Raw genomic sequence first — 20,880 nt, forward strand, 5'->3', positions numbered from 1 at the left:
AGCCGACCCTGATGGGTCGGCTTTTTATTGCCTGCGATTTGCTGTGGGCAGGAAAAACGGGGGATGTCGAGGCCTGATCAGGCCTCGAAGGTGGCGGCATTGAGCCGAAATGCCCGTGGATCGTCGATAAACTGGCCGGTGATCCGCTCGTCATGTTCGTGCCCCTGACCATAGCTGCAGAGGATCAGCCGGTCGGAGGTGCGCGAACGCAGTTGGGTGATAAAGCGCACCAGATCGGCGCGGCTCAACTTGCCCACCTCGTCGCAGACCCGCTCCCGTTGATCGAACCCCAGATCCTTGTTGCCGATGCTGACCCACAGCCGCTGGCCGCGACTGCGCAGGTTGGCATCCCGCTCGCTCAGCTGGGCTTGCAGCCCCGCCTTGCTCTCCTGCCACTGCTGTTCGGTGAATTCGAGCATGGCGAGCGGGAAGAGGTCGATAAACTCCTCCACCGCATCGAGCAGGATCTGCGGTCCCGCCACCGGCGACTGGATATAGAAGATCAGGCCCGGATGGCGATTGAGGGGCAGGTTGCCGGCTCCCACCACATACCCCAGTTGCTGGCGGGTGCGCAGCTCGTGGAAGAAGGTGGAGGACATGATGTGGTTTGCCAGGGTGAAGCAGGCGAGATCCCGCGCCCGGGTGGTGCGGGACTGGTAGTAGACCAGCAGTGCCGAGTCTTCGTGATCGCAACCCTGCTCGCGAATAAGGGTGCCTCTGTCCTGAATGGAGATGAGCGGGCGGCGGGTCTCGCCGCTCGGCTTGCTGCTGGTGCCATTGATATCGCTCAGGTGGCGCTCCATCAGGGCGGCCAGCTCCAGCGCCTCGGCGGCAGTCCAGTCGCCATGTACCAGTGCCTCGACATGCACCTCGCCAAACAGCTGGGCCACGAAGCCGGGCATCTCTTCCAGCTCGACGGTGCGCAGGTGGCGCAGCAACTGCTCGAACGGCGGGTTGTTCGGTTGCAGCAAACTGGTGAGCTGGTTAAAGAGCTGGGAGATGGGGCGCGCCTTGGACTGGTTGTCCCAGTTGCGAATGAGCTGCTCCTTGATTTCGGCGAAGCGACCCGGATCCGGATAGCCCAGGGTGCGGTTGCCGAGGATCATGTCGAGCAACAGCGGCTGCTTGTCGGCAAAACCGCTCAGGTTGATAGTAAAGCCCCCCTGATGGGCATAGATCTGGTAACCCAGCCCCGCCAGCTCCGCCGGATAGGTGAGGGCGTTGAGGTGGTCGGCCAACAGCTCCACGGCGAGGCGCGCCATGGCGATATTGCGCGGATTTTTTACCGCATGTTCGCTGTCGATGGAGATATAGAGATTGCCCTTGGGCACGCTGAACAGGTGCTCATGGAGGTGCCAGAGGCGAAAACCGGGGCGATCGATAAGGCAGGCGGGCATGTCGGCGGCAAGCTCTGGCGTACGCGGATCGAGTCGGCTGCTGATAAAGGGGTTGGGCTTGGGCAGCGCCAGCGCCGGATCCGGCTCGCTCTGCTGCCAGCGAATTTTCTCGGCCTCGGTAATGGTTGCCACGCTGTAGGGGGTCTGATACCAGCGGGCCAGCCGATCGGTTGCCACTTCCGGCGCAGTGATGGTGATACGCAGGTTGTGCGGGGTGAGCTTGGCGAGGAAGCGGCGGATCAGCCCCTCGTCATATTCGCGCATCATGTAGTCGCCGTAGAGCAGATCCTCAGGTTTGTAGCTAAAGAGGTTGAGCACCAGCCCCGACACCGTATCGAGGGGGCGGCCGCGCTCCTGAAAGCGAAACGCCGACTCGAGTACGGTCCGTTTTTCGTCATAGCGCCAGCTCTGCAGCCCTTCGCGGCCAATCAGTTTCAGATAGCCAAACAGGGCGGCGAGGATGTCATCCACATGCTCAAGACCCAGAGGGGTGAGGCCGAAGTTGACGCCAAAATCCTTGAAGTTGGCGCCGCTGATGCCACCGCCCGCCGAGAGCTGATTGACCCAGCCTTTCGCCTTGAGCAGGGAGAGCAGGCTGCCATCCCCCTCGTAGCCAATCAGATGGCTCAGGAAGGTGAGGGGCTTTTTGTCGTAAAACTCGTCCACATTGGGCAGGGGGAAGCAGAGCGACAGCTTGCGGGTCTCCTTGACCGGGTTGATGTGGATGCGCACGCCGAGATCATCGAGCCGGTAGAGCGGCATGGTGAGGGTCGGGGTTCCCAAATTGCGATTCAAAATGGGAGCAAAGTAGCGACAGCACCACTGCAACTGGGTATCGATGGATTCCGGCGAGATCATCACCAGCGCCATGCGATCCGCGCTGTAATGGCTTTCGTAAAAACGGATAAGGTCGGAGCGCAGATCCCGTCCCGGCAGGTCGGCCAGGGTATCGAGGTTGCCCACCGAGAACTTGGAGAAGGGGTGCGCCGGGTTGACCGTCTCTTTATGCACCTGATAGCTGCGGCGCATGTCGTCCTGCAGCTTGAGGCGATACTCGGAGTCGACCGCATTGCGCTCCTTGTCCACCCATTCCGGATCAAAGGTTGGGCAGATAAAGAACTGGGAGAAGCGATCCAGCCCTGCTTCGAAGAAGCCGTTGTCGATCTCGAAGAAGAAGTTGGTGAATTCGGTGCCGGTCCAGGCGTTGTTGCTGCCGCCATGACGGCTCATAAATTGCTGGTACTCACCAGGTTTGGGGTAGGTGCAGGTGCCGAGAAACAGCATGTGCTCTAGAAAATGGGCCATTCCCTGCCGGTCGGCGGGATCGTCAAAATGGCCGGTATTGACCGCCAGCGAGGCGGCAGATTTGTCTGTGTCGGGATCACAAATCAACAAGACCCTGAGCCGGTTGGCCAGCTCCAGAAAATGGTATTGCCGATGGTCATTGGGACTGGCATATGGGCTCATTGGCGTGTGACTCACGTTGGATTTATTTGAATTTAAACATGATTATCGACCCCGCTATCCCGTCAGGCAAACCCTTTTCTGAGAGGTAGCGCAATTGTTTCCACACCCGTGGCGGGGTAAGATCCCCCGGCTATCAAAACAGGCCCGTTGGGCGAGGTTGTAATGAAGATCTATATCATGCGTCATGGCCAAGCTGGCATGAATGCGAAAACAGATGAACAGCGTCCATTGACCGAGCAGGGTATTGAAGAGTCTATCCAGATGGCTCGCTGGCTGGCGCCTCAGCTGATTGGCCCGCTGGATCGGGTGATCCACAGCAACTATCTGCGGGCACGCCAGACCTGGCAAGCTATATGCAGTGAGTTACCTGACGCAGCAGCCGTTGAAGAGAGTGGCGACATTACCCCGTACGGTGATCCGGCTTTCGTGGCCAGCTACCTCACTACTCTGGCTGAGCAACATGACCAGATCCTGATGGTCAGCCATCTGCCTCTGGTGGGTTATCTGGTGCAAAGCCTCTGCCCGGCCGCAGGAGCACCCATGTTCGCCACCTCGGGGATTGCCTGTATCGAGTGGCATGATGGCAAAGGAGCCTTGCTCTGGCTCGAAGGGCCGCATACAATAGGCTGAAAGTTAATAAAAAGTTATAAATTGAATTTTTTGGGAAGAGATGGGCGAGTTTTCCGGATTTTTATAAATATTTTTCGGAATTAATTCGCAGAAGCTGCTGTCATACGGATACAACTGCAAGAGGTTGCAAACGATGAGAGTGTTCAAGAAGTACCTGCCACTGATGGTGGCAAAGCATGTCAAAACCTTCTTTAAAGGTCGGATTTACATTCATGGTCGGGGGCGGTTTGATTTCCAATCCGGTTTGTTGCTGATGCCAAATCCGGCGGATATTCCCCACCGCCAGACAGTCACTGAGGTCAACGAGCTGATCTCAAGATTGCACATGGATGCCGCGTGATGCGCTTCTGAACCTGTTTCTGCACTGATATGCCCGCACTTTTGCGGGCATATTTGTTTCTGGCTACTGGCGTTCACTATGTGGCTGTTCAAGCCCACACCTTTGTTTATCTTCCATCGCCCCCTATACTGGCCCGCTGTTGTCTCTTCGGTCTGGATCCTCTCATGCCCTTTGCCTTTCTGTTTCCTTTCTCCTGCATTGCCATCTGGGCTGGCAATGGCATCGTCAGCAAACTGGCGGTTGGTGTGTTGTCCCCGGCAGCCTTGGCCTGGTCGCGCTGGGTGGTGGCTGCGCTGGTATTAAGCCCGTTTCTGGCCCGTCGAGTATGGCGTGCGCGTGCCCGCATTCGTGCCGGCCTTTGGCAGATCGCCATGCTGGCCTCGCTGGGCATGGTGCTTAATCAGACCTTTGGGTACTACGCCGCACAGACCATGGGGGCCACCGAGATGGGATTGATGATGGGGCTGACGCCACTGTTGACCGTGTTACTCAGCATCTGGCTGCTGCGTGAGCGGCCCACCTGGGGCGCCGTGCTGGGGGCGCTGCTCTCCATCTTTGGCTTGTCTATCTTGCTGGGGCAGGGGGATCCGACCCGACTGTTTACCCAGGGTATTCATATCGGCTCTGTCTACATGCTGCTCTCGGCGGGCACTTATGCCCTTTATAGCGTGCTGCTCAAGAAGTGGGATTTGGGGCTCGACAACTGGTCGCTGCTCTACGGTCAGGTGCTCTGCAGTGTGCTGATCCTGACCCCCTTCTTTCTGCTGGTGGATGGTCAGCTGCCAGAGGGGCGTGCGATCTGGCTGATCTTCTATGCGGGGATCCCCGCGTCGGCCCTCTGTCCCTGGCTCTGGATGCAGGGGATCACCCTGCTTGGTGCCAATCGTACCGCCATCTTTATGAATCTGCTGCCAGTGATGACGGCTGGCCTTGCCATCACCCTGCTGGGAGAGCGGCTGACCAGCTATCACCTGATCGGGGGCGGTCTGACTCTGCTGGGGGTTTTGCTGGCTCAGTTGTTGGTGCGTCCGGTGGTGATGGGTCGTCGCCGGGAGGTGTTGGCTCCTTGTCCCGAAGAGTAATCTTGCGTGAAAGCGTAGATGGGCCCAATGGCCCGCTTGGCCGCCAATGAAAAGCGCCTGCAGCAATGCAGGCGCTTTTTTATGGTCACATCTTGCCGAGCCGGTTACTGGGCAACCAGATAGAGCTCCTTGCTGTAGACCACATCCTGCGGGTTAAGGTGGGGATAGCCTTTCACGAAAGGTTTGAGCAACCTTGATTTGACCGAAAAATAGATGGGGGCGATGGGGGCATCCGCATCAATGAGTGCCTCTGCCTGTTGATACAGGGCATTGCGTTCAGCGGGATCCAGCGAGTCGTGGGCCCTGGCCAGCAGGGCGTCGTACTCCTTGTTGAACCACTTGCCGCTGTTGGCACTGCTGCTGGAGGTCATGATGTCGAGGAAGGTGGAGGCATCGTTATAATCCCCGTTCCAGCCATAGCGGCTAACCCCGAAATCCCCCTCGTTGAGTGCCGAGACCATGGTCTTCCACTCCATGTTGTTGAGGGTGGCAGTGACCCCCAGGTTGTGTTTCCACATGGAGGAGACGGCCAACGCAATCTTTTTGTGGCTCTCGTTGGTGTTGTAGAGAATGTCCACTGTGAGTGGCTTGTCCGGGCCATATCCCGCTTCGGCCAACAGCGCTTTGGCTTGCTTGATCCGCTCCTCTTTGCTCTGCAGCTGGCTGGCCGGTTTTTTCAATTCAAAGCCGTCCACAATGGGGGGCGTGAAGCTATATGCGGCAATTTGTCCCTGTCCCAGGATCTTGTCGGTGATGGTCTCCCGGTCGATGGCGAGCGAGAGCGCCTTGCGTACTTTCGGATCATCGAACGGCTTGCGCTGGGTATTGAAGACATAGTAATAGCTGGCCAGCGTGGGTACGCTGACCAGTTCTTCTGGGCTCTTGCTCTTGAGCTGCTTGTACTGCTCCAGCGGATAAGTGGTGTAGTGCAGTTCACCGGTGCGATAGCGGTTGTAGGCGGCGGTTTCGGAGACGATCTCCAGATAGATCACCTTGTTCAGGACGGTGTGCTGGTTGTTCCAGTAGTGGGTATTGCGCTCGGCACTCAGCCGCTCGTTGGGGGTCCACTCCTTGAGTACAAAGGCACCGTTGGAGACGATATTGCCCGGTTTGACCCAATCCTTGCCGTATTTTTCAATGGTGGCCTTGGGGGCCGGGAACGTGGTGTAGTGGGCCAGCGTCTTCAGGAAGAAGGGGACCGGATTTTTCAGGGTAACCTGCAGGGTGTGGTCATCGAGCGCCTTGATCCCGAGCTCTGACGGGCTCTTCTTGCCCTGTGTCACCTCGCTTGCATTGACCACTCCGGTCAGCTCGATAAACCAGGCGTAGTTGGAGGCCGTCTTGGGATCGGCCGCCCGTTGCCAGCCGTAGACATAATCGGCGGCGGTGACCGGTTCACCGTTTGACCACTTGGCCTCGGGCCTCAGCTTGAAGGTGTAGACGGTACCTGTCTTGTCGACCTCGTAGCTGACGGCGCCTGCTGGTTTGATCTTGCCGGTATTATCCAGCTCATAGAGCCCTTCAAACAGATCGTTGACGATGGCACTACCAGCGGTCTCTTCTACCAGCTGGGGGTCGATGGTGGTGGGTTCGGTGCCGATATTGGTCACGTAGATTTGTTGGGCATCCGGCAGCAGCTTGGTACCGGCAGGCACCTGGGCAGCCAAGGCGGGAAGGGCAAACAGTCCGGCTACCATGCCGGCAATGAGAGTCTTGTTCATTGATAATCCTTGAGTTTTATTTGCTTCCAAAGCGAAATCAGTGTGCTGGATTGGCGATCGGATCTCAAGAGGCAATGGCTGAGGGAACGGCAGGCCCATCAGACTCCATTTTTAATGGCCCAAGGCCAGTCAGCTCATGGCTTGCAGCAGGTTATTGCCACGAATTAAGGGGCTGAAAGTTATCGATTGAAACCGAATAAAACGCGCCTTTTACCATAACGTGAAGCAAAATAGCCTATTTAATAGGCCGCTTAATTCGCTGCAAAAACAAAAAACAGACGTTACATTAGGTTACAAATCAAGGCCGCCGGTGATCGGCATTTTTTTTGCCGATGCCTGCAAACGTTTTCAATGCCAACGGATGCGATCTAAAGGAACAAAAATGCGAAACATGATCACCATGGGTGAGTTCATCGTCAAAAAGCAGGCGGATTATCCTACCGCGACCGGCGAGCTGACCTCGTTGCTGAGCTCGATCCGCCTTGCTGCCAAGGTGGTGAACCGGGAGATCAACAAGGCGGGACTGGCGGATATCATCGGTTCCATGGGCGCTGAAAACGTACAGGGCGAGGTGCAGCAGAAGCTGGATGTTTATGCCAACGAACGCTTCAAGGCGGCGCTCGAAGCGCGCGGCGAGGTGTGCGGCATGGCTTCGGAAGAGGAAGAGGACTTCGTCGCCTTTGACTCACCGCTCTCCAAAAACTCCAAGTATGTGGTGCTGATCGACCCGCTCGATGGCTCCTCCAATATCGACGTCAACGTCTCGGTCGGGACCATCTTCTCCATCTACCGCCGTTTGAGCCCGCAGGGTTCGCCGGTGACGCTGGAGGACTTCCTGCAACCGGGCAACCGTCAGGTCGCCGCCGGTTATGTGGTCTACGGCTCCTCCACCATGCTGGTCTACACTACCGGCTTTGGCGTCAACGGCTTTACCTACGACCCCTCCATCGGTTGCTTCTGCCTCTCCCACGAGAACATCCGCATTCCGGAAGAGGGCAAGATCTACTCCATCAACGAGGGCAACTACATCAAGTTCCCGGACGGGGTGAAGAAGTACCTCAAATATTGTCAGGAGCGCGACGAGGCGACCCACAGACCTTACACCTCCCGTTATATCGGTTCCCTGGTTTCCGATTTCCATCGCAACCTGCTCAAGGGTGGCATCTACATCTATCCGTCCGGCACCAACTCGCCGAACGGCAAGCTGCGTCTGCTCTATGAGTGCAACCCGATGGCGTTTCTGGTAGAGCAGGCTGGTGGCAAGGCCTCCGACGGCTTTGGCCGCATCATGGATATCCAGCCCACCGCGCTGCACCAGCGTACCCCTTACTTTGTTGGCTCGACCAAGATGGTGGAGCGGGCAGAGGCCTTTATGCGAGAGTTCTCCGCCCATGAGGATCCAGCCAACCAGTGCTGATCGTCAGAGGTGTAGGTTGGTGCTGAGCGCAGCGAAGCCCAACATTTACCGGTGCGATTCCCTCTCCCCCCTAGGATAGGGCAGGGTGAGAGGAATGGTTTTCACTGCCCCCCTCATCCCCGACCCTTCTCCCACAAGGGGAGAAGGGAGACGCTAGTCACCAGCCAACGTAAACAAAACGGGAGCCGATTTGGCTCCCGTTTTAGTTGGCATTCTCTCTCTGGCTCGCCGCCAGGGTTGCAGATATTCACAGGCTGTTGTTGGCCAGATCAGCCAGCAAACCATCCACCAGTTTCAGGCGCATGGCTCTGTCCTGAGTTGGCACCTGGAAACGCAATCGGGTCGGCCCGTCCATCTTGTAGACCCGTGGCTGGCTGGAGAGCAGTTTGACCAGATAGGCCGGATTGACCTTGGTCTCCTGGGTGAAGTCCAGATAGCCGCCACGCTCGCTCATCTCCACCCGGCGAATGCCAAGGGCGGTGGCACGCTGGCGGAAGGCGGCCAGCTCCAGCAGGGTTTTGGTCGCCTCCGGCAAGAGACCAAAGCGGTCGATCAGCTCCACTTTCAGCTCGCGCAGCTCCTGCTCGTCCGCCGCACTGGCGATCCGCTTGTACATGGAGAGGCGCATATTGACGTCCGGAATATAGTCATCCGGCAACAGCGCAGGCAGGCGCAGCTCCACCTCGGTGTGCTGGCTCATCAGCTGCTCCAGCGATGGCTCCTTACCATTTTTCAGCGCCTCGACCGCCTGCTCCAGCATCTCCATGTAGAGGGTGAAGCCGACCGATTCGATCTGACCGCTCTGATCGTCGCCGAGTAGTTCGCCTGCGCCACGGATCTCCAGATCGTGGGTCGCCAGCGCAAAGCCGGCACCGAGATCTTCCAGCGAGGCGATCGCCTCCAGCCGCTTCGCCGCATCCTTGGTCATCAGCTTGGGATGGGGGGTGAGCAGGTAGGCGTAGGCCTGATGGTGGGAGCGGCCAACCCGGCCCCGCAGCTGGTGCAGTTGGGCCAGACCGAGGTGATCCGCCCGATCCATGATGATGGTGTTGGCGCTTGGTACGTCGATGCCGGTCTCGATAATGGTGGTGCAGACCAGCAGGTTGAAGCGCTGGTGGTAGAAGTCGGACATGATCCGCTCAAGGTCGCGCTCGCGCATCTGGCCGTGGGCGATGCCGATGCGGGCCTCCGGCACTAATTCGGCAAGATCGGCGGCGCACTTCTCGATGCTCTCGACATCGTTGTGCAGGTAGTAGACCTGACCACCACGCTTCAATTCCCGCAGCACCGCCTCGCGCACCACCGCCGGTTCGTGCTGGCGCACGAAGGTCTTGATGGCGAGTCGCTTGGCAGGCGGGGTGGCGATGATGGAGAGATCCCGCATGCCGGACATCGCCATGTTGAGGGTGCGCGGAATGGGGGTAGCGGTGAGAGTGAGGATATCCACATCGGCCCGCAGTGCCTTGATCTTCTCCTTTTGGCGCACCCCGAATCTGTGCTCCTCATCGACGATGAGCAGTCCCAGATCCTTGAAGGTGAGTTCGGAGCCGAGCAGCTTGTGGGTGCCGATGATGATATCCACCTTGCCTTCGGCCAATTCCTTCATCACAGCGCTCTGCTCCTTGGCGGAGCGGAAGCGGCTCAGCACCTCGACCCGCACCGGCCAGTTGGCGAAGCGGTCGCGGAAGTTGTCGTAGTGCTGTTGCGCCAGCAGGGTGGTGGGCACCAGCACGGCGACCTGTTTGCCGCCATGCACGGCCACAAACGCCGCCCGCATAGCCACTTCGGTCTTGCCGAAACCTACGTCGCCACACACCAGTCGGTCCATGCTCTTGGCCTGACACATGTCCCCCAGCACCGCATTGATAGCGTTGAGCTGATCGTCGGTCTCCTCGAACGGGAAGCTGGCGGCAAACTGGCGATAGGCCTCTTTGTCGTGCTTGAAGGCAAAACCGGCGCGAGCGGCGCGATGAGCGTAGACATCCAGCAACTCGGCTGCCACGTCGCGCACCTTCTCCGCCGCCTTGCGCCGCGCCTTGCTCCAGGCTTCACCGCCGAGCTTGTGGCTGGGCGGGTTATCAGAACCGGTGTAGCGGCTGATAAGGTGCAAACTGGTGACCGGCACGAACAGCTTGTCGCCGCCGGCATATTCGAGGGTCAAAAACTCGGTGGGCAGACCACCGGCGTCGATGGTTTCGAGCCCCAGATAGCGGCCGACCCCGTGATCCAGATGGACCACCGGCTGGCCCTGGGTCAGCTCGCCCAGGTTTCTGATCACTGCATCGGAGCTTAAGTTTTTGCTCTTCTCCCGCGCTCGCTTGCTGCGCACCTTGCCGCCCAGCAGCTCGGTCTCGGTGATCAGCGCCAGTGGATCCTGACCGACCTCCTGCCACAGGAAGCCACGCTCAAGGGGTGCAACCAGCAAGCCGTGTCGATCCGGGCTTGCCATAAAGGCGTCAAGGGAGGGGAACTCCTTGGGTTGCAGCGAGATACGCGCCAGCAGATCGCCGAGCACCTCCCGTCGCCCTTCGGATTCCACCGCAAACAGGGTGCGCCCGGCAAAGCCTTGCAGGAACTGGTTGAGCGCCAGCAGGGGTTGCTCCTTGCTGTGATCGAGTTGCAGATCCGGCAGGGCCGAGATAGGCAGATCGTGCTTACCAGCATCGCCCGCAGTGGCGGCCTCTTGCAGCCGCACCGCGCCATATTGGCCCAGAGAGGCAAAGAGCTGCTCCACCGGCAGATAGAGCTGGGCCGGGGGTAGCAGGGGGCGAGTATTGTCCCAGCGTCTGTCTTCATAGCGCTGGCCGATATCGTTCCAGAAACGCTGGGCGGCGGGGTAGATATCCCCCACGGTGAGCAGCAGGGTCTCTTCCGGCAGGTAGTCAAACAGGCTGGCAGTCTGGTTGAAGAAGAGCGGCAGATAATACTCGATGCCGGCGGGCCAACGCCCCTTGCTCACCTCCTGATAGACGGAGCCCTCGGCCCGCGACAGCTCGAACTGCTCGCGGAACTGGCCGCGAAACAGTTCGATGGCTGCCTCGTCGGTAGGGTATTCCCGGGCGGGCAGCAGGCTGACCGTCTTGACCGGTTCGCTGGATCGCTGGGTTTCGGGATCGAATGGGCGGATGGAGTCCACTTCATCGTCGAAGAAGTCGATGCGATAGGGGCTGCTACTGCCCATGGGGAAGAGATCGAGCAGGGAGCCGCGGGCGGCAAATTCGCCATGTTCCAGCACCTGATCCACCGCCACGTAACCCGCTTCGGCCAGGCGCCCGCGCAACTGTTGCAGATTGAGGCGCTGACCGGCCTTCACCATCAGGCTGTATTTGTCGAGATAGACCCGGGGGGCACAGCGCAGCATCAGGGTGGAGATGGGGACAATCAGCACCCCCTTGCTCATCTGCGGCAGCTTGTAGAGAGTCTCGAGCCGTTGGGAGATGATGTCCTGATGGGGAGAGAAGGTGTCGTAGGGCAGGGTCTCCCAATCGGGGAACAGCAATACGGGGACGGACTGATCGGCTTGCTGCTTGCCTGCCAGCAAATACTGAAGCTCCTGCTCCAGGCGCAGGGCGCTCGGGGTATCGGCGGTAATAAGCAGTACCGGCCCCTTGGCTTCACTGGTGAGACGGGCTGCAATCAGCGAGAGGCTGCTGCCGACCAGCTGGCCGAGCGTGATCTTTTGGCCCGCTTTGGCGGGCAAGGCGGGGAGTGTCATTGGCATGGTTCGATTCTTTTAACGTTGACGTTATCTATCGCTGACGTTCGCTATGGTTAGCGCTGACGTTCTTGGGCGCGCAGCTTGAGCTGCTTCGATTGCACGTGGAGGCTGGCACGAACCAGCAGTTCACGGTCATCTTCGCGGATCCGCACATAGTCGAGCTGCACATGGGTGCCATGTTCACCGCCGTCGAGCTGTTTGACCTGGCCATAGCAGTAGATCGCTGCCGCCTCTTCCCGCAGGAAGATCTTGAGGCGCACGATCTGGTGCAGGTGCGGTGCATCCCCGTGATCATGATAGGGGTGCAGGTAGGTGAGCTGGCCAGCCCCGAAGCGCAGGGTGTGGAAGCGCTGCTCCGGATGGTCCTGCAGGGAGAGCACATAGCCCATGATCATGTCGATCTTGCGGGACTGCTGATTGACGATCTCGATCAGATCGTGCATCGACTCGTTCTGGTTGCGCAGCAGGCGGGTGGTCACCAGATCGATGGAGGTAATGGCCGAAGAGATCCGAAAGGGCTCCGGCAGCTCAGCGTCCAGCTCCTCCAGCGAGGGGAGGTGGAAGTCGGCCGGCATGGGGATCACATTGACCGGCGTGGCATGAGTGACGCTGAAGAACTGTTCCTGCATGGAGGCTATCCCTTGTTGTCATGGACGGTTTCCCTTTATTATCCGGTATCTTATTTTGTTGGCAACGTACATATCCTTGAAGACCGGACTTTTTCAGCCCCTTTCGCTGGCCATCGGCCTGCGTTATGCAGGCTCGAAGCGCAGCAATCGCTTCGTCTCATTTATCTCCCTGTTCTCTACCTTTGGCATTGCCATCGGGGTCGCCGCCCTGATGGTGGTCATTTCGGTGATGAACGGTTTCGAAGGGCAGCTCAAAGGGCGCATCCTCGGGGTGATCCCCCATGTGGTGGTGACCAATCAGGCTGGCCGTATTGATGCCGACCCGCAAGGCTTGCCGGATCTGGCCAAATTACCCCATGTGGTTGCCTCGGCCCCCATGCTCGACAGCGAAGGGATGCTGCAAAGCCCCGGCCAGCTGACCGGGGTGAGTGTGCAGGGGATCGACCCTGCGAAGTGGCCCAAGGATGACATCCTCCACAACCAGATGCTGGGGGGGCGCCTCGATACCCTGCAGGCTGGCCACTACCGCATCGTGCTGGGGCAGGGGGTGGCACGCCGCCTCAATGTCTCCATCGGCGATCAGGTTCGCCTGATCCTGACCGAGGGGACCCGCTTCACTCCGTTTGGTCGGGTACCGGCACAGCGCCTCTTTACCGTCTCCGGCATCTTCGGGGTCGGCGCCGATGTGGATAACCAGATTGCGCTGATCGCGCTGGGGGATGCCCAGCGGCTGCTGCGCCTGCCGCCAGAAACCGTCGGTGGCATTCGCCTTTGGCTCGATGATCCGTTTGCCGCTGACGAGGTGATCAAGACGCCGCTGCCGGATGGCTTGCTGTGGCAGGATTGGCGCCGCGAGCGGGGCGAGCTGTTCCAGGCGGTCGCTATGGAAAAACGGATGATGGGGCTGATGCTGGTGCTGATCATCGCCGTCGCTACCTTCAACATCCTCTCCGCGCTGGTGATGGTGGTGACGGACAAGGAGGGCGAAGTGGCCATCCTGCGCACCATGGGCATGAGTGAATCGGGGATCGTCAAAATCTTCATGGTGCTTGGCGCCTCCAGCGGGGTGATTGGCGCCCTGTTTGGCGGACTGGCGGGCCTGGCGCTCTCCCTGGGTCTCAACCCTCTGCTCAATGCGGTGGGGCTCAACCTCTATATGGCGGCGGGCGGCAGTGGCCTGCCGGTGATTGTCGAGCCGGCTCAGGTCATCACCATTTTGCTGGGCGCCGTGCTGCTGAGCTTCAGTGCCACCCTTTACCCGGCGGCACGCGCCGCACGGGTGAAACCGGCCGAGGCGCTGCGTTATGAGTAATGCCGTGAATAATGCATCTTCTGTTGTGACTGGTGCCCCCGTAGTTGCGGGTGCCAGCGTTGTTACCGAGGCAAGTGGAGCCCCTGTTATGAATGAAGCCGTATCCCGTGAACCTCTGCTGCGCTGCCAGGCGCTCAATCATGTCTATAAAGAGGGGGAGCTGGAGACTCAGGTGCTCAAGGGGATCGATCTCTGCGTCGCGCCCGGTGAAATGCTGGCGGTGGTGGGGAGCTCGGGCTCCGGCAAGACCACTCTGCTGCATCTGATGGGGGCGCTGGACAACCCCTCCAGCGGCGCCGTGCTGTTCAAAGGGGAGGATATCCACCATTGGGACAGCCGTAGCCAGGCCCGTTTTCGCAACCGCGAGCTGGGCTTTGTCTACCAGTTCCACCACCTGCTCTCCGAGTTCAGTGCGCTGGAAAATGCGGCCATGCCGCTGCTGATCGCCGGTGAGTCGGTGGCGGTTGCCACCGAAAAGGCAACCAAGATGCTGGGGCGGGTGGGGCTCTCCCATCGCTTGAATCACCGTCCCTCCGAGCTCTCCGGTGGCGAACGTCAGCGGGTGGCGATCGCCCGGGCGCTGGTCAACGAACCGAGTCTGGTGCTGGCGGATGAGCCTACCGGCAATCTGGATCACGCCAGTGCCACCGCGGTGTACGAACTGCTGTGTGAACTGAATCGTGAACTGGGCACTGCGTTTGTGGTAGTGACTCACGACTTGAGCCTCGCGGCCAAGCTCCATCGCCGGGTGACCCTGGTGAGCGGCGTGATGGCGGAGGTTGCCTGATGTTCAAACCGCTGCCCCTCTTTCTGGGCCTGCGTTACAGCCGCTCCCGCCGTCGCAACGGGTTTATCGCCTTTATCTCTGCCTCTTCCCTGATCGGTATTGCCCTCGGGGTGATGGCGTTGATCCTGGGCCTCTCCGCCATGAACGGTTTCGAGCGGGAGCTTAAAGATCGGGTGCTCTCGGTCGTGCCGCAAGGTGAGCTGGACGCCGTCGAGCGGCCGCTGCCGGATTGGCCACGTCTGCGTGACTATCTGCTGGCCCAGCCGGGCGTTGAGGCGGCTGCGCCGGTCATTCGCCTCAATGGCCTGCTGGAGCATGGCTCTGCCCTCAAGGGGGTGCAACTGCGCGCCGTGCTGCCCGATCTGGAAGCCAATCTGTCGGATGCCGGCAAATACATGACGGGCCGTGGTCTGCGTGAGCTGCAACCGGGTGAACGTGGGGTGATCCTTGGCAAGACCATCGCCGACAAGCTGGGGGTCAAGGTGGGGGATTCTGTTGCCCTGCTGTTGCCGCAAGGGGGCGATCAGGCGGGGATCAAGAATCCCCGCCGCGAAGCCCTGACCGTGGTAGGGCTGCTGGAGATCGGCGGTCAGCTCGACGGCCTGCTCGGCTTTATGCATCTGGCCGATGCGCAAGCGATCACCGGCATGGGCAGCGATGTGGAGGGCTTCAGCCTGCGGGTGAGCGATGTGCTTAATGCACAAAATATTACGATCGCCGCGGCGCAGCAGTTCCCTCATCATGTTTACATCCGCAGCTGGATGAACAGCCAGGGTTATCTCTATCAGGACATCCAGATGGTGCGTACCGTCATGTATGTGGTGATGCTGATGGTGGTGGCAGTGGCCTGCTTCAACATCGTCTCCACCCTGGTGATGGCGGTGAACGAGAAGCGCAGCGAGATCGCCATCCTGAAGACCATGGGGGCGAGCCCCGGTCAGATCCGGCTTACCTTCGTTATTCAGGGGATGGTCAACGGCGTGGCCGGTGCCCTGCTCGGTGCCCTGCTGGGCGGGCTGCTTTCGAGCAAGCTGACCCAGATCTTGAGCGTTGTCGAAAAGCTCATCGGCCACCGCTTCCTCAATCCGGATATCTACTTTATCGACTTCTTGCCGACCGAGTTGCATATGCAGGATCTGCTTATCGTGACGGGCGCCGCCATCCTGATGAGTCTGGTGGCGACCCTCTATCCCGCCTGGCGGGCGAGCGGTCTGGTGCCCTCTCGCGAGCTGGGTCACTGATGCGCAGCATCTGATCCGGAATCAAGAACGAAGGGCCCGCCGGTGCAAACCGGCGGGCCCTTCTGTTTTCAGGTCGCGTGGCTTGGCTTAGTGAGCATTAAGCTCATCGAGCGGCAGGGAGAAGCTGGCCACAAAGGTGTCGATAAAGTAGCGCATCTCATCGCTCATCCGGGCTGCCAGCATGGCCTCGAGGCGCTTGCGAGCCGGTTCGAACTCCCGGTTTCCCGCGTTGATCTCCTCCAGACACTTGGTATAGGCGCAGAGGGTGTCGGCATCCTTGACCAGCCTGGCCAGCTCGTCATCCTGGGCTGCCGAATCGAGCAGGGGGCGAAAGTCCTCCACCAGTTCCGGCGGCAGCATGCCAAGCAGACGCTGCTCGGCGGCCAGTTCTATCTTCTTGTACTCGCGGGCAATTTCGGGGTTGAAGTATTTGACCGGGGTAGGCAGATCGCCGGTCAGCACCTCACTGCTGTCGTGGTAGAGGGCCATCACGGCGGCGCGGTCGGCATTCACGCTGCCGCCAAACAGTCGATTTTTGATGATGCCGAGGGCATGGGCCACCATGGCCACTTGAAGGCTGTGCTCGGCAATGTTTTCCGGCTGGATGTTGCGCATCAGGGGCCAGCGGTAGATGAGTTTCATGCGGGCGAGATTGGCGAAAAAGTGGCTGGGTAACATGACGGCCTCAACAAAAGAGAATAGAAAAGGGCAGACCCTAGTCTGCCCTTTTTTTCGTTGCAGGGCAGCGTCTGCCCGCGCATTTCCCGTGTTTAGCGGATATAGCGGCCCGATTCAGCCTCCTGATTGGTCACAATCATCTGGCCGATAGGCGCCAGACTGATGAGTGCCAGCTTGAGATGCTGGATACCGAACGGGATACCGATAATGGTCACGAAGCAGGCCAGCGCGGAAGCGATGTGGCCGATGGCGAGCCAGACACCGATCAGCACGAACCAGAGGATATTGCCAATCAGCCCCAGAGTGCCGGTGCCGATATCGCTCTGGCCAGTCATGGTCTTGCGATTGACGGCCTGCTTGCCAAACGGGAAGAAGGTAAAGGTGCCGATCACGAAGCAGGCACGTCCCCAGGGGATGCCGACCAGCGAGATAAAGCAGACAAGACCGGCCAGCCACCAGGCCAGGCCCATAAAGACACCTCCCAGTACAAACCAGAGCAGATTGAACAAGAAGCGGAAAAAGGCCATGTGAGTGACTCCAGATCATCAATTTGGTTGCCACCATAACGAGGGAGGGGTAGGGACGCAATGGTTGATTGGCCCAATCGCCATTTGGCTGGACAAATTGAGTCGCCGCCCGCAACGGTGGGCTGTTTTTCGGTGAAAAATGGGCAATAAAGCGGCGTTCGGATGAAAAAAGGTGAACAAACGCAAAATTATTGCCATCGGATAGTTGAAGTCGGGCACCTCTCTCCCCATATAAAGGGCAGTTTTGCACGAATTGTGCTTGCACGCCGCTCAATGTGGGGGATGTGTGGCTCGACTCGACCAAAGTGCGCCGCTATAATGCCGCGTCATATTTTCTCATCACAAAGACATATCGTTGTCTTTATAAACAGGAAGACTCCGGGCTTTGCCCAGGGGCAATAAAGGGTCAGCACACAGTGCTGAGTTGAACGAGGTAGAAGAATGCAAGTTTCTGTAGAGACAACCCAGGGTCTGGAACGCCGTCTTACCATCACTGTACCGGCTGCTACCGTAGACGCCGCTGTGCGTAAAGAATTGAATGGCCTGGCCAAAACTCGTCGCATCGACGGTTTCCGTCCTGGCAAGGCTCCGGTTGCCATCATCAAGAAGATGTTCGGCGCCATGGCTCACGCCCGCGTTGCTGATGAAATGATGCAGAGCAACTTCATCAAAGCCATCATCGAAAACAAACTGAGCCCGGCCGGTGCCCCGACCATGGATCCGAAAGAGATCAAAGAAGGTCAGGATTTCGAGTTCACCGCCACTTTCGAAGTGTACCCGGAGTTCGAAGTTGCAGGTCTCGAGACCATCAAGGTCGAGAAGCCGGTTGCGACCGTGAAGGATGAAGATCTGGCCAACATGATCGACACCCTGCGCAAGCAGCACGCTACCTGGGCTGATGCCGATGTTGCCGCTGCCAATGGCATGCGTGTGACCATGGACTTCGTCGGTTCCATCGACGGTGAAGAGTTCGACGGCGGCAAAGCTGAAGGCTTCAACCTGGTGCTGGGCGCTGGCCGCATGATCCCGGGCTTTGAAGACGCCATCCTGGGCAAGAAAGCGGGCGACGAGTTCACCATTGAAGTGACCTTCCCGGCTGACTACCACGCTGAAAACCTGAAAGGCAAAGAAGCCAAGTTCGCTTCCAAGCTGATCAAGGTTGAAGAGCAGATCCTGCCTGAGCTGACCGAAGAGTTCGTCAAGCGTTTCGGTATCGAGAGCGGTTCTGTTGAAGAGCTGAAAGCCGAAGTGCGCAAGAACATGGAGCGCGAACTGGCTCAAGCCCTGAAAAACAGCGTGAAAGAGCAGGTTCTGAACGGTCTGGTTGAAGCCAACCAAATCGACCTGCCGAAAGCAGCTGTTGCTCAAGAGATCGATGCTCTGCGTCAGCAGGCTCTGCAGCGCTTCGGTGGTTTCCAGGGCGGTAACGCTCCCGAGCTGCCGGCTGAACTGTTCCAGGCTCAAGCCGAGCGTCGTGTACGCGTAGGCCTGCTGCTGGGAGACGTGATCCGCACCAACGAGATCAAGGCTGACGATGCCCGTGTAAACAGCATCATCGAGTCCATGGCGACTGCCTACGAAGATCCGAAGGAAGTGATCGAGTACTATCAGAAGAACGAACAGATGCTGAACGGCGTTCGTAACCTGGCAGTAGAAGATCAAGCCATCGACCTGATCCTGTCCAAAGCGCAAGTGACCGAAAAAGAAGTTGCCTTTGACGAAGTGATCAACAAGTCTGGCGCCGCTGCCTAAGAACATTTGACTTAAGGTCAAGACTGTTAAGTATAATGGCTCGTGTGATCTCCACTCGGGCCATTTTATTTTAGGGACAATGCCTTATGTACAAGAACTATAACGATATGACCGATTCTCCCAGCAATGCGCTGGTCCCCATCGTGGTCGAACAGACTGCCAAGGGTGAACGTTCCTACGATATTTACTCCCGTCTGCTGAAAGAGCGGGTGATCTTCCTGACTGGTCAGGTTGAAGATCACATGGCTAATCTGGTGGTTGCCCAGCTGCTGTTCCTCGAGTCCGAGAATCCGGACAAGGACATCTATATCTACATCAACTCGCCGGGTGGTTCGGTGACTGCGGGCATGTCCATCTACGACACCATGCAGTTCATCAAGCCGGATGTCAGCACCGTCTGCATGGGGCAGGCCTGCTCCATGGGTGCCTTCCTGCTGGCCGGTGGCGCCAAGGGCAAGCGTTTCTGCCTGCCTAATGCCCGTGTGATGATCCACCAGCCGCTGGGTGGCTTCCAGGGTCAGGCATCTGATATCCAGATCCACGCCCAGGAGATCCTGAAGATTAAAAATACCCTGAACGAGCGCCTGGCGTTCCACACCGGTCAGGACATGGCTACCATCGAGCGTGACACCGATCGTGACAACTTCATGTCCGCCGAGCAGGCCGTGGCCTATGGTCTGGTAGACGGTGTCCTGAGCCAGCGTAGCTGAGCAGGGTGTCCCGGTCTGTTGTAAACTCAACAGGCCGATCCATCCTCTATTGATAAAACGAGGTTGCTGAATGACAGAGAAACGCAAGGGTGAGGGTGATAAGCTGCTCTACTGCTCTTTTTGCGGCAAAAGCCAGCATGAAGTGCGCAAGCTGATCGCTGGCCCTTCCGTCTACATATGTGATGAGTGCGTCGAGCTGTGCAACGACATCATCCGCGAAGAGATCCGCGAGATCTCGCCCAAGCGCGATGGTAACGAGCTGCCGACCCCTCATCAGATCCGCGCTCATCTCGATGACTATGTGATCGGGCAGGAGTACGCCAAGAAGGTGTTGGCCGTTGCCGTCTACAACCACTACAAGCGTCTGCGCAACAGCGGCGAAAACAGTGGTGTGGAGCTCGGCAAATCCAACATCCTGCTGATTGGCCCGACCGGTAGCGGTAAAACCCTGCTGGCCGAGACTCTGGCTCGTCTGCTGGATGTGCCGTTCACCATGGCCGATGCGACCACCCTGACCGAAGCCGGTTATGTGGGCGAGGACGTGGAGAACATCATCCAGAAGCTGCTGCAAAAGTGCGACTACGACGTAGAGAAAGCTCAGCGTGGCATCGTCTATATCGACGAGATCGACAAGATCTCCCGCAAGTCGGACAACCCCTCCATCACCCGCGATGTCTCCGGGGAAGGGGTACAGCAGGCACTGCTCAAGCTGATCGAAGGGACCATCGCTTCCGTGCCGCCGCAAGGTGGTCGCAAGCATCCGCAGCAGGAGTTCTTGCAGGTTGATACCTCCAAGATCCTCTTCATCTGTGGCGGTGCCTTTGCCGGTCTGGACAAGGTGATCGAGCAGCGTTCCGTGAAGGGAACCGGTATCGGTTTTGGCGCCGAGGTGAAATCCAAGGATGCCAAGGCCACCCTGAGCGAGACCTTCGCCAAGGTAGAGCCGGAAGATCTGATCAAGTATGGTCTGATCCCCGAGTTCATCGGCCGTCTGCCGGTGGTCGCGACCCTGACCGAGCTGGACGAGTCTGCGCTTATCCAGATCCTGAAAGAGCCGAAAAACGCGCTGACCAAACAGTACGCTGCGTTGTTCGATCTGGAAGGGGTCGAGCTGGAGTTCCGTGACGACGCACTCAACGCCATTGCCCGCAAGGCGATGGAGCGTAAAACCGGTGCTCGTGGTCTGCGTTCCATCGTGGAAGCCGTGTTGCTGGATACCATGTATGACCTGCCTTCTCTGGAAGGGGTCAGCAAGGTGGTGATCGACGAGACCGTGATCAAAGGGGACTCCGCGCCCTTGATGATCTACGAAAATCCCGAAACCCAGGCTGCTGCATCAGAGTAAATGTCTGATTTTTAATCGAATGGAAGGGGCTTTTTGCCCCTTTCATGCTTTTTGCGGTTTCGGCGATTGAATCTCATCTCAGCGCCCCCATATACTCAGCCAAGCGCTTTGCCAACGGTATAACAAG

General features: G+C 58.7%; 16 protein-coding genes. 10 read left to right on the top strand and 6 right to left on the bottom strand.

Annotated features, from left to right (window positions below):
• Positions 1-77: 77 nt before the first annotated feature.
• Positions 78-2,864 carry an insulinase family protein gene (locus tag G5306_RS01605; RefSeq protein ID WP_279485641.1) on the bottom strand — a complete coding sequence of 929 codons (2,787 nt, stop codon included), beginning with the start codon at positions 2,862-2,864 and terminating at the stop codon, positions 78-80.
• A 162-nt stretch (positions 2,865-3,026) separates the two neighbouring features.
• Here G5306_RS01605 and sixA point away from each other — a divergent pair, with 162 nt between their 5' ends.
• The 3 genes from sixA to G5306_RS01620 all read left to right on the top strand — a co-directional run bounded on the left by sixA (position 3,027) and on the right by G5306_RS01620 (position 4,916).
• Positions 3,027-3,494 carry a phosphohistidine phosphatase SixA gene (sixA, locus tag G5306_RS01610; protein WP_021230584.1) on the top strand — a complete coding sequence of 156 codons (468 nt, stop codon included), beginning with the start codon at positions 3,027-3,029 and terminating at the stop codon, positions 3,492-3,494.
• Positions 3,495-3,627: 133 nt separating this feature from the next.
• Positions 3,628-3,834, top strand: coding sequence for a DUF1107 domain-containing protein (locus G5306_RS01615; RefSeq protein WP_005336998.1), 207 nt, complete (start codon positions 3,628-3,630; stop codon positions 3,832-3,834).
• Between the two features lie 164 nt (positions 3,835-3,998).
• Complete coding sequence (locus G5306_RS01620) at positions 3,999-4,916, top strand: DMT family transporter (protein WP_266133916.1); 918 nt, start codon at positions 3,999-4,001, stop codon at positions 4,914-4,916.
• Positions 4,917-5,020: 104 nt separating this feature from the next.
• Here G5306_RS01620 and G5306_RS01625 read toward each other — a convergent pair whose 3' ends face one another.
• A complete protein-coding gene (locus G5306_RS01625) occupies positions 5,021-6,637 on the bottom strand; it encodes a peptide ABC transporter substrate-binding protein (protein ID WP_421312154.1) in 1,617 nt (538 codons plus the stop codon).
• Positions 6,638-7,019: 382 nt separating this feature from the next.
• Between G5306_RS01625 and fbp the strand changes: the two genes are divergently transcribed.
• Positions 7,020-8,054, top strand: a complete 1,035-nt coding sequence (gene fbp, locus G5306_RS01630; RefSeq protein WP_005351317.1) for a class 1 fructose-bisphosphatase — start codon at positions 7,020-7,022, stop codon at positions 8,052-8,054.
• A gap of 247 nt (positions 8,055-8,301) precedes the next feature.
• On the opposite strand, the gene mfd is transcribed toward fbp, so the two are convergent.
• Together mfd and G5306_RS01640 are read right to left on the bottom strand one after the other, a co-directional pair.
• On the bottom strand, positions 8,302-11,769 hold the full coding sequence (mfd, locus tag G5306_RS01635) for a transcription-repair coupling factor (RefSeq protein ID WP_421312420.1): 3,468 nt from the start codon (positions 11,767-11,769) through the stop codon (positions 8,302-8,304).
• A 56-nt stretch (positions 11,770-11,825) separates the two neighbouring features.
• Entirely contained in the window at positions 11,826-12,401 is a 576-nt protein-coding gene (locus G5306_RS01640; protein ID WP_005351323.1) for a hypothetical protein, read from the bottom strand.
• A 76-nt stretch (positions 12,402-12,477) separates the two neighbouring features.
• On the opposite strand from G5306_RS01640, the gene G5306_RS01645 reads away from it, so the two are divergent.
• From G5306_RS01645 to lolE, 3 genes are all read left to right on the top strand, one after another.
• Positions 12,478-13,713, top strand: coding sequence for a lipoprotein-releasing ABC transporter permease subunit (locus G5306_RS01645; RefSeq protein ID WP_421312157.1), 1,236 nt, complete (start codon positions 12,478-12,480; stop codon positions 13,711-13,713).
• Between the two features lie 88 nt (positions 13,714-13,801).
• Positions 13,802-14,500, top strand: a complete 699-nt coding sequence (gene lolD, locus G5306_RS01650) for a lipoprotein-releasing ABC transporter ATP-binding protein LolD (RefSeq protein ID WP_421249221.1) — start codon at positions 13,802-13,804, stop codon at positions 14,498-14,500.
• The gene (gene lolE, locus G5306_RS01655) at positions 14,500-15,741 is read left to right on the top strand and encodes a lipoprotein-releasing ABC transporter permease subunit LolE (RefSeq protein WP_005336986.1); all 1,242 of its coding nucleotides are present in this window, start codon (positions 14,500-14,502) and stop codon (positions 15,739-15,741) included. Before lolD ends, lolE begins: the two co-directional genes overlap by 1 nt.
• A gap of 87 nt (positions 15,742-15,828) precedes the next feature.
• Here the strand turns inward: lolE and yfbR are convergent, their stop codons facing one another.
• Positions 15,829-16,419: a 5'-deoxynucleotidase gene (yfbR, locus tag G5306_RS01660; protein ID WP_047436789.1), complete on the bottom strand. Its 591-nt coding sequence runs from the start codon at positions 16,417-16,419 to the stop codon at positions 15,829-15,831.
• Positions 16,420-16,511: 92 nt separating this feature from the next.
• The gene (locus G5306_RS01665) at positions 16,512-16,946 is read right to left on the bottom strand and encodes a YccF domain-containing protein (RefSeq protein ID WP_005336982.1); all 435 of its coding nucleotides are present in this window, start codon (positions 16,944-16,946) and stop codon (positions 16,512-16,514) included.
• Between the two features lie 441 nt (positions 16,947-17,387).
• On the opposite strand from G5306_RS01665, the gene tig reads away from it, so the two are divergent.
• From tig to clpX, 3 genes are all read left to right on the top strand, one after another.
• Positions 17,388-18,698 (top strand): trigger factor, encoded by a 1,311-nt coding sequence (gene tig / locus G5306_RS01670; protein ID WP_005345092.1) that lies wholly within the window; start codon positions 17,388-17,390, stop codon positions 18,696-18,698.
• A gap of 86 nt (positions 18,699-18,784) precedes the next feature.
• Positions 18,785-19,408 (top strand): ATP-dependent Clp endopeptidase proteolytic subunit ClpP, encoded by a 624-nt coding sequence (clpP, locus tag G5306_RS01675; RefSeq protein WP_005336979.1) that lies wholly within the window; start codon positions 18,785-18,787, stop codon positions 19,406-19,408.
• A gap of 70 nt (positions 19,409-19,478) precedes the next feature.
• Positions 19,479-20,753, top strand: a complete 1,275-nt coding sequence (gene clpX, locus G5306_RS01680; protein WP_005336977.1) for an ATP-dependent protease ATP-binding subunit ClpX — start codon at positions 19,479-19,481, stop codon at positions 20,751-20,753.
• The last annotated feature ends 127 nt before the right edge of the window (positions 20,754-20,880 follow it).

This window comes from Aeromonas sp. 603404 (assembly GCF_049171775.1).
Classification (GTDB): domain Bacteria; phylum Pseudomonadota; class Gammaproteobacteria; order Enterobacterales; family Aeromonadaceae; genus Aeromonas; species Aeromonas veronii_A.

Excerpts from the sequence above, each read along its gene's own strand:
- G5306_RS01605 (WP_279485641.1), bottom strand. The coding sequence starts at position 2,864 with ATGAGCCCATATGCCAGTCCCAATGACCATCGGCAATACCATTTTCTG.
- sixA (WP_021230584.1), top strand. The coding sequence starts at position 3,027 with ATGAAGATCTATATCATGCGTCATGGCCAAGCTGGCATGAATGCGAAA.
- G5306_RS01615 (WP_005336998.1), top strand. The coding sequence starts at position 3,628 with ATGAGAGTGTTCAAGAAGTACCTGCCACTGATGGTGGCAAAGCATGTC.
- G5306_RS01620 (WP_266133916.1), top strand. The coding sequence starts at position 3,999 with ATGCCCTTTGCCTTTCTGTTTCCTTTCTCCTGCATTGCCATCTGGGCT.
- G5306_RS01625 (WP_421312154.1), bottom strand. The coding sequence starts at position 6,637 with ATGAACAAGACTCTCATTGCCGGCATGGTAGCCGGACTGTTTGCCCTT.
- fbp (WP_005351317.1), top strand. The coding sequence starts at position 7,020 with ATGCGAAACATGATCACCATGGGTGAGTTCATCGTCAAAAAGCAGGCG.
- mfd (WP_421312420.1), bottom strand. The coding sequence starts at position 11,769 with ATGACACTCCCCGCCTTGCCCGCCAAAGCGGGCCAAAAGATCACGCTC.
- G5306_RS01640 (WP_005351323.1), bottom strand. The coding sequence starts at position 12,401 with ATGCAGGAACAGTTCTTCAGCGTCACTCATGCCACGCCGGTCAATGTG.
- lolD (WP_421249221.1), top strand. The coding sequence starts at position 13,802 with ATGAATGAAGCCGTATCCCGTGAACCTCTGCTGCGCTGCCAGGCGCTC.
- lolE (WP_005336986.1), top strand. The coding sequence starts at position 14,500 with ATGTTCAAACCGCTGCCCCTCTTTCTGGGCCTGCGTTACAGCCGCTCC.
- yfbR (WP_047436789.1), bottom strand. The coding sequence starts at position 16,419 with ATGTTACCCAGCCACTTTTTCGCCAATCTCGCCCGCATGAAACTCATC.
- G5306_RS01665 (WP_005336982.1), bottom strand. The coding sequence starts at position 16,946 with ATGGCCTTTTTCCGCTTCTTGTTCAATCTGCTCTGGTTTGTACTGGGA.
- tig (WP_005345092.1), top strand. The coding sequence starts at position 17,388 with ATGCAAGTTTCTGTAGAGACAACCCAGGGTCTGGAACGCCGTCTTACC.
- clpP (WP_005336979.1), top strand. The coding sequence starts at position 18,785 with ATGTACAAGAACTATAACGATATGACCGATTCTCCCAGCAATGCGCTG.
- clpX (WP_005336977.1), top strand. The coding sequence starts at position 19,479 with ATGACAGAGAAACGCAAGGGTGAGGGTGATAAGCTGCTCTACTGCTCT.